At 69.5% G+C, this 13,726-nt stretch carries 10 protein-coding genes, 2 rRNA genes and 1 pseudogene (1 of these 13 running past the window's edge); 11 read left to right on the top strand and 2 right to left on the bottom strand.

Going from position 1 to position 13,726, the window contains the following annotated elements:
- The 4 genes and pseudogenes from ACICHK_RS10420 to ACICHK_RS10405 all read left to right on the top strand — a co-directional run.
- Nucleotides 1-2,704, top strand: a 23S ribosomal RNA gene (locus tag ACICHK_RS10420); it begins 418 nt to the left of the window's first position.
- A gap of 137 nt (nucleotides 2,705-2,841) precedes the next feature.
- Nucleotides 2,842-2,958, top strand: a 5S ribosomal RNA gene (rrf, locus tag ACICHK_RS10415).
- A 125-nt stretch (nucleotides 2,959-3,083) separates the two neighbouring features.
- Nucleotides 3,084-4,382, top strand: a pseudogene (locus tag ACICHK_RS10410) (hypothetical protein); the annotation flags it as partial.
- A 180-nt stretch (nucleotides 4,383-4,562) separates the two neighbouring features.
- A complete protein-coding gene (locus tag ACICHK_RS10405; RefSeq protein ID WP_406841189.1) occupies nucleotides 4,563-5,429 on the top strand; it encodes a hypothetical protein in 867 nt (288 codons plus the stop codon).
- Between the two features lie 88 nt (nucleotides 5,430-5,517).
- Here ACICHK_RS10405 and ACICHK_RS10400 read toward each other — a convergent pair whose 3' ends face one another.
- Nucleotides 5,518-6,810: a DUF1015 domain-containing protein gene (locus ACICHK_RS10400; RefSeq protein WP_406836668.1), complete on the bottom strand. Its 1,293-nt coding sequence runs from the start codon at nucleotides 6,808-6,810 to the stop codon at nucleotides 5,518-5,520.
- A 72-nt stretch (nucleotides 6,811-6,882) separates the two neighbouring features.
- Between ACICHK_RS10400 and ACICHK_RS10395 the strand changes: the two genes are divergently transcribed.
- The 4 genes from ACICHK_RS10395 to ACICHK_RS10380 all read left to right on the top strand — a co-directional run bounded on the left by ACICHK_RS10395 (nucleotide 6,883) and on the right by ACICHK_RS10380 (nucleotide 11,149).
- Nucleotides 6,883-7,914: an HAD hydrolase-like protein gene (locus tag ACICHK_RS10395; protein WP_406836667.1), complete on the top strand. Its 1,032-nt coding sequence runs from the start codon at nucleotides 6,883-6,885 to the stop codon at nucleotides 7,912-7,914.
- Nucleotides 7,915-8,076: 162 nt separating this feature from the next.
- Nucleotides 8,077-9,120 carry a FecCD family ABC transporter permease gene (locus ACICHK_RS10390; protein ID WP_406836666.1) on the top strand — a complete coding sequence of 348 codons (1,044 nt, stop codon included), beginning with the start codon at nucleotides 8,077-8,079 and terminating at the stop codon, nucleotides 9,118-9,120.
- A gap of 20 nt (nucleotides 9,121-9,140) precedes the next feature.
- Complete coding sequence (locus tag ACICHK_RS10385) at nucleotides 9,141-10,217, top strand: iron chelate uptake ABC transporter family permease subunit (protein WP_192582834.1); 1,077 nt, start codon at nucleotides 9,141-9,143, stop codon at nucleotides 10,215-10,217.
- Nucleotides 10,214-11,149 (top strand): ABC transporter ATP-binding protein, encoded by a 936-nt coding sequence (locus ACICHK_RS10380; RefSeq protein WP_406836665.1) that lies wholly within the window; start codon nucleotides 10,214-10,216, stop codon nucleotides 11,147-11,149. The genes ACICHK_RS10385 and ACICHK_RS10380 overlap by 4 nt, the downstream gene beginning before the upstream one ends.
- A 47-nt stretch (nucleotides 11,150-11,196) precedes the next feature.
- Here ACICHK_RS10380 and ACICHK_RS10375 read toward each other — a convergent pair whose 3' ends face one another.
- Nucleotides 11,197-11,544 (bottom strand): SCP2 sterol-binding domain-containing protein, encoded by a 348-nt coding sequence (locus tag ACICHK_RS10375; protein WP_406836664.1) that lies wholly within the window; start codon nucleotides 11,542-11,544, stop codon nucleotides 11,197-11,199.
- 42 nt (nucleotides 11,545-11,586) lie between these two features.
- On the opposite strand from ACICHK_RS10375, the gene ACICHK_RS10370 reads away from it, so the two are divergent.
- The 3 genes from ACICHK_RS10370 to ACICHK_RS10360 all read left to right on the top strand — a co-directional run bounded on the left by ACICHK_RS10370 (nucleotide 11,587) and on the right by ACICHK_RS10360 (nucleotide 13,697).
- A complete protein-coding gene (locus ACICHK_RS10370; protein ID WP_406836663.1) occupies nucleotides 11,587-11,904 on the top strand; it encodes a hypothetical protein in 318 nt (105 codons plus the stop codon).
- A gap of 75 nt (nucleotides 11,905-11,979) precedes the next feature.
- A complete protein-coding gene (locus ACICHK_RS10365; protein ID WP_406836662.1) occupies nucleotides 11,980-12,795 on the top strand; it encodes a TlyA family RNA methyltransferase in 816 nt (271 codons plus the stop codon).
- On the top strand, nucleotides 12,792-13,697 hold the full coding sequence (locus tag ACICHK_RS10360; protein WP_151474651.1) for an NAD kinase: 906 nt from the start codon (nucleotides 12,792-12,794) through the stop codon (nucleotides 13,695-13,697). Before ACICHK_RS10365 ends, ACICHK_RS10360 begins: the two co-directional genes overlap by 4 nt.
- Nucleotides 13,698-13,726 lie beyond the last annotated feature (29 nt).

Genomic DNA, 13,726 nt, shown 5'->3' with positions numbered 1-13,726 from the left:
CCGTAGTCGAAACGTCAGCGGCTCGTTGGAGAGACACCCAAGTAGCACGGGGCCCGAGAAATCCCGTGTGAATCTGGCGGGACCACCCGCTAAGCCTAAATATTCCCTGGTGACCGATAGCGGATAGTACCGTGAGGGAATGGTGAAAAGTACCGCGGGAGCGGAGTGAAATAGTACCTGAAACCGTGTGCCTACAAGCCGTGGGAGCGTCGGGCAAGCACTTGTGCTTGCCTCGTGACTGCGTGCCTTTTGAAGAATGAGCCTGCGAGTTTGCGGTGTGTTGCGAGGTTAACCCGTGTGGGGAAGCCGTAGCGAAAGCGAGTCCGAACAGGGCGCCTTTAGTAGCACGCTCAAGACCCGAAGCGGAGTGATCTAGCCATGGGCAGGTTGAAGCGGCTGTAAGAGGTCGTGGAGGACCGAACCCACCAGGGTTGAAAACCTGGGGGATGACCTGTGGTTAGGGGTGAAAGGCCAATCAAACTCCGTGATAGCTGGTTCTCCCCGAAATGCATTTAGGTGCAGCGTCGTGTGTTTCTTGCCGGAGGTAGAGCACTGGATAGGCGATGGGCCCTACCGGGTTACTGACCTTAGCCAAACTCCGAATGCCGGTAAGTGAGAGCGCGGCAGTGAGACTGTGGGGGATAAGCTCCATGGTCGAGAGGGAAACAGCCCAGAGCATCGACTAAGGCCCCTAAGCGTACGCTAAGTGGGAAAGGATGTGGAGTCGCAGAGACAACCAGGAGGTTGGCTTAGAAGCAGCCACCCTTGAAAGAGTGCGTAATAGCTCACTGGTCTAGTGATTCCGCGCCGACAATGTAGCGGGGCTCAAGCGTACCGCCGAAGTCGTGTCATTGCAGCAATAAGCCCCAACGGGTGCTGTGATGGGTAGGGGAGCGTCGTGTGCCGGGTGAAGCCGCGCCGGAAGGCAGTGGTGGACGGTTCACGAGTGAGAATGCAGGCATGAGTAGCGATACACACGTGAGAAACGTGTGCGCCGATTGACTAAGGGTTCCTGGGTCAAGCTGATCTGCCCAGGGTAAGTCGGGACCTAAGGCGAGGCCGACAGGCGTAGTCGATGGATAACCGGTTGATATTCCGGTACCCGCTGTGAAGCGTCAAACATCGAACCAGGCGATGCTAAGTCCGTGAAGCCGCCCCGGAGCCTTCGGGCAAAGGGGAGTGGTGGAGCCGACGGACCAGACCTGCAGTAGGTGAGTGATGGGGTGACGCAGGAAGGTAGTCCAGCCCGGGCGGTGGTTGTCCCGGGGTAAGGGTGTAGGACGAACGGTAGGCAAATCCGCCGTTCACACAGTCTGAGACCCGATGCCGAGCCGATTGTGGTGAAGTGGATGATCCTATGCTGTCGAGAAAAGCCTCTAGCGAGTTTCATGGCGGCCCGTACCCTAAACCGACTCAGGTGGTCAGGTAGAGAATACCGAGGCGTTCGGGTGAACTATGGTTAAGGAACTCGGCAAAATGCCCCCGTAACTTCGGGAGAAGGGGGCCACGTCCGGTGATGAGTCTTGCACTCTGAGCTGGGGGTGGCCGCAGAGACCAGCGAGAAGCGACTGTTTACTAAAAACACAGGTCCGTGCGAAGCCGTAAGGCGATGTATACGGACTGACGCCTGCCCGGTGCTGGAACGTTAAGGGGACCGGTTAGTCACTCTTCGGGGTGGCGAAGCTGAGAACTTAAGCGCCAGTAAACGGCGGTGGTAACTATAACCATCCTAAGGTAGCGAAATTCCTTGTCGGGTAAGTTCCGACCTGCACGAATGGCGTAACGACTTCTCGACTGTCTCAACCATAGGCCCGGTGAAATTGCACTACGAGTAAAGATGCTCGTTTCGCGCAGCAGGACGGAAAGACCCCGGGACCTTTACTACAGTTTGATATTGGTGTTCGGTTCGGCTTGTGTAGGATAGCTGGGAGACTGTGAAAGCCGCACGCCAGTGTGGTGGGAGTCGTCGTTGAAATACCAGTCTGGTCGTGCTGGATGTCTAACCTGGGTCCGTGATCCGGATCAGGGACAGTGTCTGATGGGTAGTTTAACTGGGGCGGTTGCCTCCTAAAGAGTAACGGAGGCGCCCAAAGGTTCCCTCAGCCTGGTTGGCAATCAGGTGTTGAGTGTAAGTGCACAAGGGAGCTTGACTGTGAGACCGACGGGTCGAGCAGGGACGAAAGTCGGGACTAGTGATCCGGCGGTGGCTTGTGGAAGCGCCGTCGCTCAACGGATAAAAGGTACCCCGGGGATAACAGGCTGATCTTCCCCAAGAGTCCATATCGACGGGATGGTTTGGCACCTCGATGTCGGCTCGTCGCATCCTGGGGCTGGAGTCGGTCCCAAGGGTTGGGCTGTTCGCCCATTAAAGCGGTACGCGAGCTGGGTTTAGAACGTCGTGAGACAGTTCGGTCCCTATCCGCTGTGCGCGTAGGAATATTGAGAAGGGCTGTCCCTAGTACGAGAGGACCGGGACGGACGAACCTCTGGTGTGCCAGTTGTCCTGCCAAGGGCATGGCTGGTTGGCTACGTTCGGGAGGGATAACCGCTGAAAGCATCTAAGCGGGAAGCCTGCTTCAAGATGAGTATTCCCACCCCCTCGAGGGGTTAAGGCTCCCAGTAGACGACTGGGTTGATAGGCCAGATCTGGAAGCCCGGTAACGGGTGGAGGTGACTGGTACTAATAGGCCGAGGGCTTGTCCTCAGTTGCTCGCGTCCACTGTGTAGTTCCCAGACAGCGAACGGTTGTGCTGGCTGAACAGTTCCACTTAATTAATTGAAAAGTGTGCTTGTTCGCTGCCCGTTCGAGGCCTCGTTTCATCGCGAGGCGTCTGACAGGGTTTCGGTGGTCATAGCGTGAGGGAAACGCCCGGTTACATTCCGAACCCGGAAGCTAAGCCTCACAGCGCCGATGGTACTGCAGGGGGGACCCTGTGGGAGAGTAGGACGCCGCCGAACTAAATTTGGAGGACCCTTGGTCCCAGCGACTCGCTGGGACCAAGGGTCCTTTTTTGTTTTGTCGAAGCGCGCCGGGTACCCGGCTGCGCGAGAATGACTTGCGGTACCGAAGACAGGAGTCACCCATGTCCACCAACTCTCCCGACGAGCGACCGGAGCGCGACCAGCGCCGTCGTGACAGTGGTGACCGCGGTGACTACCGCGGCGGTCCGCGCCGAGACAGTGACCGCGGTGGCTCCGGCCGGCGTGACGATCGTCGGAGCGATGACCGCGGTGGTGACCGTGGTGGTTTCCGCCGTGACGACAGCCGTGGTGGCAGCGGCGGCGGTGGCTACCGTGGCCGTGACGACCGTCGTGAGAGCGACCGGGGCGGCCGGCCGCCGTTCCGTCGTGACGACCGCCAGGGCGGCCCGCGTCGCGACGACCGTGGTGGCAGCGGCGGCGGATTCCGTAGGGACGGAGACCGTCCTGCCTTCAACCGCGACGATCGGCCCAGCAGCCCGCGTCGTGACGACGACCGCGGCGGGTACCGCCGTGACGACCGTGGTGGCAGCGGCGACCGTGGTGGTTTCCGTCGTGACGACAGCCGCGGTGGCGGTGCCGGCGGTTTCCGGCGCGATGACCGTGGTGGCGGTGGTGACCGTGGTGGTTTCCGTCGTGACGACAGCCGTGGTGGCGGCGGTGGCTACCGTGGCCGTGACGACCGCGGCGGTGCCGGCGGCTTCCGTCGTGACGATCGTGGTGGCGGTGGTGACCGTGGTGGTTTCCGTCGTGACGACAGCCGTGGTGGCGGCGGTGGCGGCTTCCGGCGCGATGACCGTGGCGACCGTGGTGACTTCCGTCGTGACGAGCGTCGGGGCGATGACCGTGGCGGCTTCCGCCGTGACGCGGACCGCCCGTCCTTCCGTCGTGACGACCGGCCCAGCAGCCCGCGCCGTGACGACGACCGCGGTGGCTACCGTGGCCGCGACGACCGTGGTGACTTCCGGCGCGATGACCGTGGCGACCGTGGTGACTTCCGTCGCGACGAGCGGTCGCACAGCCCGCGTCGTGACGACGACCGCGGTGGCTTCCGCCGTGACGACCGTGGCGGCAGCGGTGACTTCCGTCGTGACGAGCGTCGGGGCGACGACCGCGGTGGTTTCCGTCGTGACGACCGCGGCGCCGGCGGTGACTTCCGCCGTGACGAGCGCAGGGACAGCGACCGTCCGCCCTTCCGTCGCGATGACCGTGGCGACCGTGGTGACTTCCGGCGTGACGAGCGGTCGCACAGCCCGCGTCGTGACGACGACCGCGGTGGCTTCCGCCGTGACGACCGCGGTGGCAGCGGTGACCGTGGTGGTTTCCGTCGCGACGACAGCCGTGGCGGCAGCGGCGGCGGCTTCCGTGGCCGTGACGACCGGGGACGCGACGACCGCGGCCGTGGTGGACCGCGCCGAGACGACCGGGGCGGGCGCCCCGGCGGCTTCCGTGGCCGCGACGACCGCGGTGGCGACGACCGGCGCGGTGGCGGCCGTTACCGCGACGAGCGGGACCGGGACCGTGAGCCGATCAAGCGGCTGCCGATCCCGGACGACGTCACGGGCGAGGAGATCGACCAGGACGTGCGGCAGGAGCTCCAGAGCCTGCCCAAGGGTCTCGCCGAGGACGTCTCCCGCAACCTGGTGATGGTCGCCCGGCTCATCGACGAGGACCCCGAGGGCGCTTACGCGTACTCGAGGATCGCCCTGCGGCTGGCCTCGCGCGTCGCCGCCGTTCGTGAGGCGGCCGGTTTCGCCGCGTACGCGAACCAGAAGTTCAGCGAGGCGCTCGCCGAGTTCCGCGCCGCCCGCCGGATGACCGGCAGCGTGGAGCTGTGGCCCGTGATGGCGGACTGCGAGCGTGGCCTCGGCCGGCCCGAGAAGGCGCTGGAGATGGCCGGCGCGCCCGAGGTGCAGAAGCTGGACAAGGCGAGCCAGGTCGAGATGCGGCTCGTGGCGGCCGGTGCCCGGCGTGACATGGACCAGCTCGACGCAGCCATCGTCACCCTGCAGAGCCCCGAGCTCGCCTCGAACTCCGTCCAGCCCTGGACCGCGCGGCTGAGGTACGCCTACGCCGACGCGCTCCTCGCCGCCGGGCGTGAGGGCGAGGCACGCGAGTGGTTCGCCAAGACCGTCGAGTCCGACAAGGACGGCAGCACGGACGCCTCCGACCGGCTCGCCGAGATGGACGGCGTCGAGTTCGTCGACGCCCTCGTCGAGGACGACGACGAGGCCGGGAGCGAGGACACGGCCGCGGCCGGGGCAGAGACGGACGTCCGCGCCGAGGACGAGCACCAGGACGCGGACGAGGACGACGAAGAAGACGACGAGGACGAGATCGAGTCCGGGTCCGGGTCCGCGGACGGGATCACGGACGACGTCGACGACCTCGGTGACGAGGGCGACGCGGACAAGGGCGAGGACGACGCTCCTCAGCGTCCGCAGGACTGACGCCGGACACCACGGCGCAAACACGTGGGCGGCGGGACACCGGAAGGTGTGCCGCCGCCCACGTGGCGTTCGCGGGGACCGCGCCCCTTCAGGGAGTGAGCGCCCGCAGGACCAGCCCGGACGCCGGCTTCGGCCCGAAGGAGGTCGACTTGCGCGGCATCGTGACCCCCTGGCGCGCGAGATCGCGTACGACTTCCTCATGGACCGGGTGCATCAGGACGGCCGTGCCTCCGTCGCGCTCCGCCTTCTCGACCGTGGCGCTCGCGTCGTGGATGTACGCGATGTGCGCGGGGGAGTCCTCCGGGATGCCCCACACGTGGTCCAGCAGCGTGGCGTGCAGGACCGTGGCGTCCAGCGCGCGCCAGGCCTCCGGGTGCCCGGCCGGGACCGTACGGGCGAGGAGGTCCGGGGAGGGGCGGTCGATCAGGTGGAACGTGCCGTCGCCGGCCAGGAGGAAGGCGTTCCCCCCGGCCGCGGCCGAGGCGAGCGCCTCCAACGCCTCGGCGAGGGGCACGTCGAGGTGACGTACGCGGAAGGAGTCGCCGAGGGCGGCCAGCGCCTCGGCGATAGGAAGGCGGTGCAGCAGGCGGTGGATGGCCCGGACGCGCAGCGGGTAACGGACGGTGTCCACCAGGAGGACCAGACCGTAGTCCCAGGGGCTCGGAGAAGGGTGCTCCGCGCGTAGACGCAGATACGTCGCCCACCGGTGGTGACCGTCGGCGATCAGGGCCTGGTGCCGGCCGAGGTCCGTGCGGATCTCGGAGAGCTCCGCCGGGTCCGTGACCGCCCACAGACGATGGCTGATGCCGTCCTCGGTGGTGGTGGACAGCAGCGGTGGCAGGGCGGCGGTGCGTTCGATGACGGCGGCGGCGCCGTACCCGGAGCCGTTGCCGCGGTAGGTCAGCAGCAGGGGTTCGAGGTTGGCGGACGTGGCGCGCATCAGGGCCGCGCGGTCCGCGATGACGTGCGGCATCACGTCCTCGTGCGGGAGCACGACTCCGTCGGCCGGATCGGACAGGCGCAGGTTGCCGATCACGCCGCGTTGCAGCAGGTCGCCATCGCGCTGCTCGTACACGTACAGGCCCGGCTCGGGATCGGTGGTCAGCACGCCCTCGGACAGCCAGCGGCGCAGGGTGTCGGCGGCCTGCCGGTTGCGCGCTTCGGGGGTGCCGTCCTGCGGGAGGATCAGCCGGACGATGTTGTACGGGTCGGCCGATTCGAGTTCGAGCAGTCCGTCGGGCCGGACGATCACGTCGTACGGCGGGGACGTCACGGCGGCCAGGCTGCCGACCCGGTCGGGGTCGTAGCGCAGGCCTCGGAACGGGGTGAGTTCGAGGCCGCTCCCAGCCGGTGTTCCCGCCTCGGGACCTGCATAGTTCATTGGGGCATCGTAAGTGCGTCGGCGGCATGCGCGATGATCGGGGGAAAGGGATCGAACGAGGAGCGATGCGCGATGAACCAGACCGTCAGGACACGGCCCGGGGGCAGTGGGCAGGCACTGAGCGAGGCGTACGACACCGCGCTGCTGGACCTGGACGGTGTGGTCTATTTCGCGGGCGGTGACGCCATCGCCCACGCGGCGGACTCGCTGGCGACGGCCCGGGCGGGCGGAATGCACCTCGCGTACGTCACCAACAACGCGCTGCGCCCCCCGGACGCGGTCGCCGGGCACCTCACGGAGCTGGGCATACCGACGGAGGCCTCGGACGTCATCACCTCGGCGCAGGCCGTGGCCCGGCTCATCAGCGAGCAGGTGCCGGCGGGCGCGAGGGTCCTGGTCATCGGCGGTGAGGGGCTGCGGGTCGCGCTGCGCGAGCGCGGGCTGGAGCCGGTCGACTCGGCGGAGGACGAGCCCGTCGCGGTCGTCCAGGGGTACGGAGGCCCCGATCTGACCTGGTCCCGCTTCGCGGAGGCGTCCTACGCCATCGCGCGGGGGCTTCCCTGGTTCGCGTCCAACACGGACCTGACGATTCCGGGCGTGCGCGGGATCGCGCCCGGCAACGGCGCGGCGGTGGAGGTCGTCCGCATCGCCACGGGCGCCGAGCCGCAGGTGGCGGGCAAGCCGCTGCCCCCGATGCACCGCGAGACGGTCCTGCGGACCGGGGCCGAGCGGCCGCTGGTGGTCGGGGACCGGCTGGACACGGACATCGAGGGCGCGTTCAACGGAGAGGTGGACTCGCTGCTCGTCCTCACCGGAGTGACGGACGGCGCGCAGCTGCTGGCCGCGCCGCCGCAGCACCGGCCGACGTACGTCGACGCCGATCTGCGCGGCATGCTCACCGGGCAGCCCGAGGTCGTCGAGGCGGGCGACGGGTTCCGTTGCGGCGGCTGGACGGCGACGGCGGGCGGCGAGGAACTGGAACTGACGGGCGAGGGCGAGGCCCTGGACGGACTGCGGGCCCTGTGCGCGGCGGCGTGGACGGCGGCGGGCGATGGCACGTGCGAGCTGGACGGGGGGAAGGCGCTGGCGCGGCTGGGTCTCTAGCGCCCCTGGGCGGGTGAGAGGGGTGCGCGGGCGCCGGACACCGGACGCCGGTATCGGTGACGGCGTCCGCCTCCCGTCGGCGGTGGCTGACCTGGGCTTCGGTGCGGGGGCGGGCGTACGGGCACATCGAAAGGCGACGCGAGGGTAGGCTAACCTAACCTCGTGTTGGTCGACAGTCCTCCTGAACAGTGCGCGGAAACCGCCCCCGCGCTCCCAACCCGCCGGGCGATACGGACTCTTGGACTGCTCGTCTCCGTGGGCGTCCTGCTGCTGGTCGCGCTGGCGAGCATCGCGGTCGGCGCGAAGGCGCTGCCACTGGACCAGGTGTGGCACGGCCTGTTCCACGACTCGGGGACGTACGCGGACGTCGTGGTCGGTGACCGGATCTCGCGCACCGTGCTCGGGCTGCTGGTCGGTGCCGCGCTCGGGCTGTCCGGCGCCGTCCTCCAGGCGCTCACCCGCAATCCGCTGGCCGATCCCGGGCTGCTCGGGATCAACGCGGGCGCGTCCGCAGCGGTCGTCACCGCGATCACCTACTTCGGCGTCACCTCGCTGAGCGGCTACGTCTGGTTCGCCTTCTTCGGCGCGGCCGCGGTCGGGGCGCTCGTCTGGTTCCTGGGCGGCAGCCGGGGCGCGACCCCGGTGCGGCTCGCGCTCGCCGGGACCGCCATCAGCGCCGCGCTGTACGGCTATCTGCAGGCCGTGATGATCATGGACGACGTGGCGCTCGGCAAGATGCGCTTCTGGACGGTCGGTTCGCTCGCCTCGGCGACCGACTCGACGATCGAGCAGGTGGCGCCGTTCCTGGCGGTCGGCACCGTTCTCGCGCTGGCCCTCGCCCGGCCGCTGAACGCGGTGGCCATGGGCGACGACACCGCCCGCGCCCTCGGCGCGAACCTGAACCGGACCCGCGCGCTGTCCATGGCCGCCGCGACCGTGCTGTGCGGCGCCGCGACCGCCGCCTGCGGACCGATCGTGTTCGTCGGGCTGATGGTCCCGCACGCCGTCCGCTCCTTCACCGGGCCCGACCTGCGCTGGATCCTGCCGTACGCCACCGTCCTGTCGCCCGTGCTGCTGCTCGGCGCCGACGTCCTCGGGCGGATGGTCGCCCGGCCGGCGGAGCTCCAGGTCGGCATCGTCACCGCGGTGCTGGGCGGTCCGGTCTTCATCTTTCTCGTACGGCGACGGAGGACGGCGCAGCTGTGACGACCCCACGTTTCCGAAGCATCCGAACCGCCCGCGGCCGGGGCGCCCCGGCACTTCCCGCGCGCCGCGTCCGGGCCGTGCGCACCGCCGGTGGACTGTCCGTCCGCCTCGACGTCCGCGCGTTCACCGTGACCGTCCTGCTGCTGGTGGCCGCGGCCGCGGCGAGCGTGGTGCTCATCGGTACCGGCGACTTCCCGATCCCGGCCGGGGACGTGCTCAAGACCCTGGCCGGCGACGGAAACCCCAGCCAGGAGTTCATCGTCAACGACCTGCGGCTGCCGCGCGTTCTCGTCGGGCTGCTGGTGGGGGCCTCGCTCGGGCTGGCCGGAGCGCTCTTCCAGTCCGTCTCCCGCAACCCGCTGGGCAGCCCCGACGTGCTCGGGCTCGGGCAGGGGGCCACGGCCGGTGCGCTCATCATGATCGTGCTGTTCTCGGGCAGTGCGACCGAGGTCGCCCTCGGGGCGCTCGCCGGCGGACTCCTGACCGGGCTCGCCATCTATCTGCTCGCTTGGAAGCGGGGCGTGCACGGCTATCGGCTGGTCCTGGTCGGCATCGGTGTCTCCGCGATCGCCACGGCGGTCAACGGCTATCTCCTCACCAAGGCCGACCTCGTCGACGCGGCCCGCGCCGTCGTCTGGATGACCGGTTCCCTCAACGGCCGGGACTGGGCTCAGGTCTGGCCCCTGCTGATCATGTGCGCCGTCCTCGTCCCCCTCGTCCTCGGCAACGCGCGCGGGCTGCGGATGATGGAGATGGGCGACGACGTGTCGTACGCCCTCGGAGTGAGCGTCGAGCGGACGCGGCTGCTGCTGATGGTGGCCGCCGTGCTGCTCACCGCGGGTGCCACCGCCGCCGCGGGCCCGGTCGGTTTCGTTGCGCTCACCGCCCCGCAGCTGGCCCGGCGGCTCACCCGGTCGCCCGGACCGAACCTGGTGCCCTCGATGTGCATGGGCGCCACCCTGCTCATCGTCGCGGACTGGGCCTCGCAGCGCGCCTTCGGCGCCGACCAGCTGCCGGTCGGCGTCGTGACCGGCGTCCTCGGCGGCGTCTACCTGCTGTGGCTGCTGGTCACCGAGCGCAAGGCGGGCCGGATATGAGCGGCCCGGCGGACCCGGCCGCGAGCGGCGCGGTGGGGCCGGCCGTGCCAGGACCGAAGAACGCGGCGCGTGCGGACGACCGGGCGCACGAGAACACCCCAAGGAGCACTGTGAACCGCCTGTCCGCCGACAACGTCACCCTCGGCTACGACCAGCGCGTCATCGCGGAGAAGCTGTCGGTGGAGATTCCCGACCACTCCTTCACGGTGATCGTCGGCCCGAACGCCTGTGGCAAGTCCACCCTGCTGCGCGCCCTCTCCCGCATGCTGAAGCCCTCGGCCGGGCGGGTGCTGCTCGACGGACAGGCGATCCAGTCGATGCCCGCGAAGAAGGTGGCGCGCACCCTCGGGCTGCTGCCGCAGTCGTCGATCGCGCCGGACGGGATCACGGTCGGCGACCTCGTCGGCCGGGGCCGCTACCCGCACCAGGGACTGCTGCGCCAGTGGTCGGCGGAGGACGAGCGGGTGGTCCAGGAGTCGATGGCCGCCACCGGGGTCGCCGAACTCGCCGACCGCTACGTCGACGAACTGTCTGGCGGCCAGCGTCAGCGCGTGTGGATCGCGATGGCGCTCGCGCAGCAGACCCCGCTGCTCCTGCTCGACGAGCCGACGACCTACCTCGACATCCAGCACCAGATCGACGTCCTCGACCTGTGCGCCGAACTCCACGAGACGCAGGGCCGCACCCTGGTCGCCGTACTGCACGACCTCAACCACGCGGCCCGCTACGCCACCCATCTGATCGCCCTGCGCGGCGGCGAGGTCATCGCGGAGGGGGCCCCGAACGACATCGTCACGGCCGAGCTGGTCGAGGAGGTCTTCGGGCTGCCCTGTCAGGTCATCGACGACCCCGAGACCGGGACACCGCTCGTGGTGCCCGCGGCGCGCAAGGCCAGGGCGCGCGCCGCCGCGGCGGCCGCAGAGGGGTCCTGAGCCGCGGCGGGCCGCTCACCGAGGGGTTCCGAGCCGCGGCGGGCCGCTCAGAGCAGGGTCCTGAGCCGCAGCAGGTCGCGCAGGCCCGCCTCCAGCTTCACCCGGCCCGAACCCCAGGCCTTGGCGAAGTTCAGCTCGCCGTTCACCATCGACACCAGGTCGTCGCCCTTCATCGTCAGACGGATCTGGGCCCGCTCGGGCGGCGGGCCCTGGAGCGTGTCGAGCACCTCGATCCGGCCGCCCCTGAGGCGGCCGACGAAGGTGATGTCCAGGTCGGTGATGCGGCAGCTCAGCGAGCGGTCCAGGGCCGCCGCGGCGCGTACGTTCCCGTCGGCGCCCGCCATGTTGTCCGAAAGCTTGTCGAGTGCGGCGCGGCACTCCTCAGTCGTCGCCATCGCGATCGACGGTACCGCAGCCCTTCGCGGTAGCGTCGGGGCATGAACGTCTCAGTCCCCGAGGGAGAGCTCCCCGAGGCCGTGACCGCGGGGGATCCCCTCCCGTCCGCGGAGGCGGAGCCGGAACCCGCGCACGACCCCGCCGCGCCCGCCCCGCTGAACGTCCCGCGGGTCCCGACGGGCGACGCGGGCGTCGACGCGGGGCTCGGCCGGCTGGCCGACGCCGACCACCTGGCCACGGACGGACACCTCGAGGTGTACGAGGATGTCCACCGGGGGCTGCGCGACGCGCTCACCGCGCTCGACGTCCGTCCGGGGGCCCCGGCTCCCGGCGGCCGCCCGGCCGTCGCCCCCCAATGAGATCCTTCGGGGCACCCGGAGAACCTTCCGGGCAGCCTTTTCCATCGCCGTACGACCGCAGGAGCTGAACCGAACGTGGCAGGAGTGGCACGCCGCCGCCTCGACGCCGAGCTGGTCCGCAGGAAGCTCGCCCGCTCGCGCGAGCACGCCGGACAGCTGATCGCCGCGGGCAGGGTCAGCGTGGGCAAGACCCTCGCGACCAAGCCCGCCACACAGGTCGAGACCGCCGCGGCGATCGTGGTCAGCAAGGACGACAGCGACCCCGACTACGTCTCGCGCGGCGGGCACAAGCTCGCCGGCGCGCTCGCCGTCTTCGGGCCGCAGGGCCTGGAGGTCGAGGGACGGCGGGCGCTGGACGCCGGCGCGTCCACCGGAGGCTTCACCGACGTACTGCTGCGCGCGGGCGCCGCCCACGTCGTCGCCGTGGACGTCGGATACGGACAACTCGCGTGGTCTCTCCAGAGCGATGAACGCGTCACCGTCAAGGACCGTACGAACGTACGCGAGTTGACGTTGGAGGCGATCGATGGGGAGCCCGTGGACCTTGTTGTCGGGGATCTGTCCTTCATCCCGCTCGGACTGGTGCTGCCCGCCCTCGCGCGGTGCACGGCGCCGGATGCCGACCTGGTGATGATGGTCAAGCCGCAGTTCGAGGTGGGGAAGGACCGGCTGGGCAGCGGCGGTGTCGTGCGCAGTCCGGAGCTGCGCGCCGAGAGCGTGCGCGGCGTGGCGGCGAGAGCCCGGGAGCTGGGGCTCGGAGTGAAGGGCGTGACAGCGAGCCCGTTGCCCGGACCGTCGGGCAACGTCGAGTACTTTCTGTGGCTGCGTGCCGGGGCACCCGAACTCGACCCGGCCGACGTTGACCGTGCAGTGGCGGAGGGCCCCCGTTGACACAGACCCGAGCTCGTACTGTTTTCCTGCTGGCCCACACCGGGCGGCCGGCAGCCATCCGCAGCGCCGAACTGGTCGTCCAGGGGCTGCTGCGTTCCGGGATCGGCGTACGGGTCCTCGCGGCCGAGGCCGCCGACCTGCCGCTGCCGGACGAGGTGGAGCTGGTCCAGGAGGCGACTCCGCAGTGCCTGGACGGCTGCGAGCTGCTCATCGTCCTGGGCGGTGACGGAACGCTGCTGCGCGGCGCCGAGTTCGCCCGCGCCTCCGGCGTGCCGATGCTCGGCGTCAACCTCGGAAGGGTCGGCTTCCTCGCCGAGGCCGAGCGCGACGACCTGGACAAGGTCGTCGACCGGGTCGTCACCAAGGCCTACGAGGTCGAGGAACGCATGACGGTCGACGTGGTCGTGCACCGCAACGGCGACATCGTGCACACCGACTGGGCGCTGAACGAGGCGGCCGTGCAGAAGGTGTCCGCCGAGAAGCTCCTCGAAGTGGTGCTGGAGATCGACGGGCGGCCCGTCACCGGGTTCGGCTGCGACGGGATCGTCTGCGCGACCCCGACCGGGTCGACGGCGTACGCCTTCTCCGCGGGCGGGCCCGTGGTCTGGCCCGAGGTCGAGGCGCTGCTGATGGTGCCGATCAGCGCGCACGCCCTGTTCGCCAAGCCGCTGGTCACCTCGCCGGACTCGGTGCTCGCCGTGGAGGTGCTGCCGCACATCCCGCCGGGCGTGCTGTGGTGCGACGGGCGGCGCACGGTGGAGCTGCCGCCGGGCGCGCGGGTCGAGGTGCGGCGCGGGGCCGTTCCGGTGCGGCTCGCCCGGCTGCACCACGCGTCCTTCACCGACCGGCTCGTCGCCAAGTTCGCGCTCCCGGTCTCCGGGTGGCGCGGGGCACCGCACTAGGGCCTGTCCGACACGCGCGGCACCCGGGT

This window comes from Streptomyces sp. AHU1 (assembly GCF_045343905.1).
Lineage (GTDB): Bacteria > Actinomycetota > Actinomycetes > Streptomycetales > Streptomycetaceae > Streptomyces > Streptomyces triticiradicis.
The sequence above is the reverse complement of the archived record's forward strand: the minus strand, read 5'-3'. Positions and strand labels throughout refer to the sequence as shown.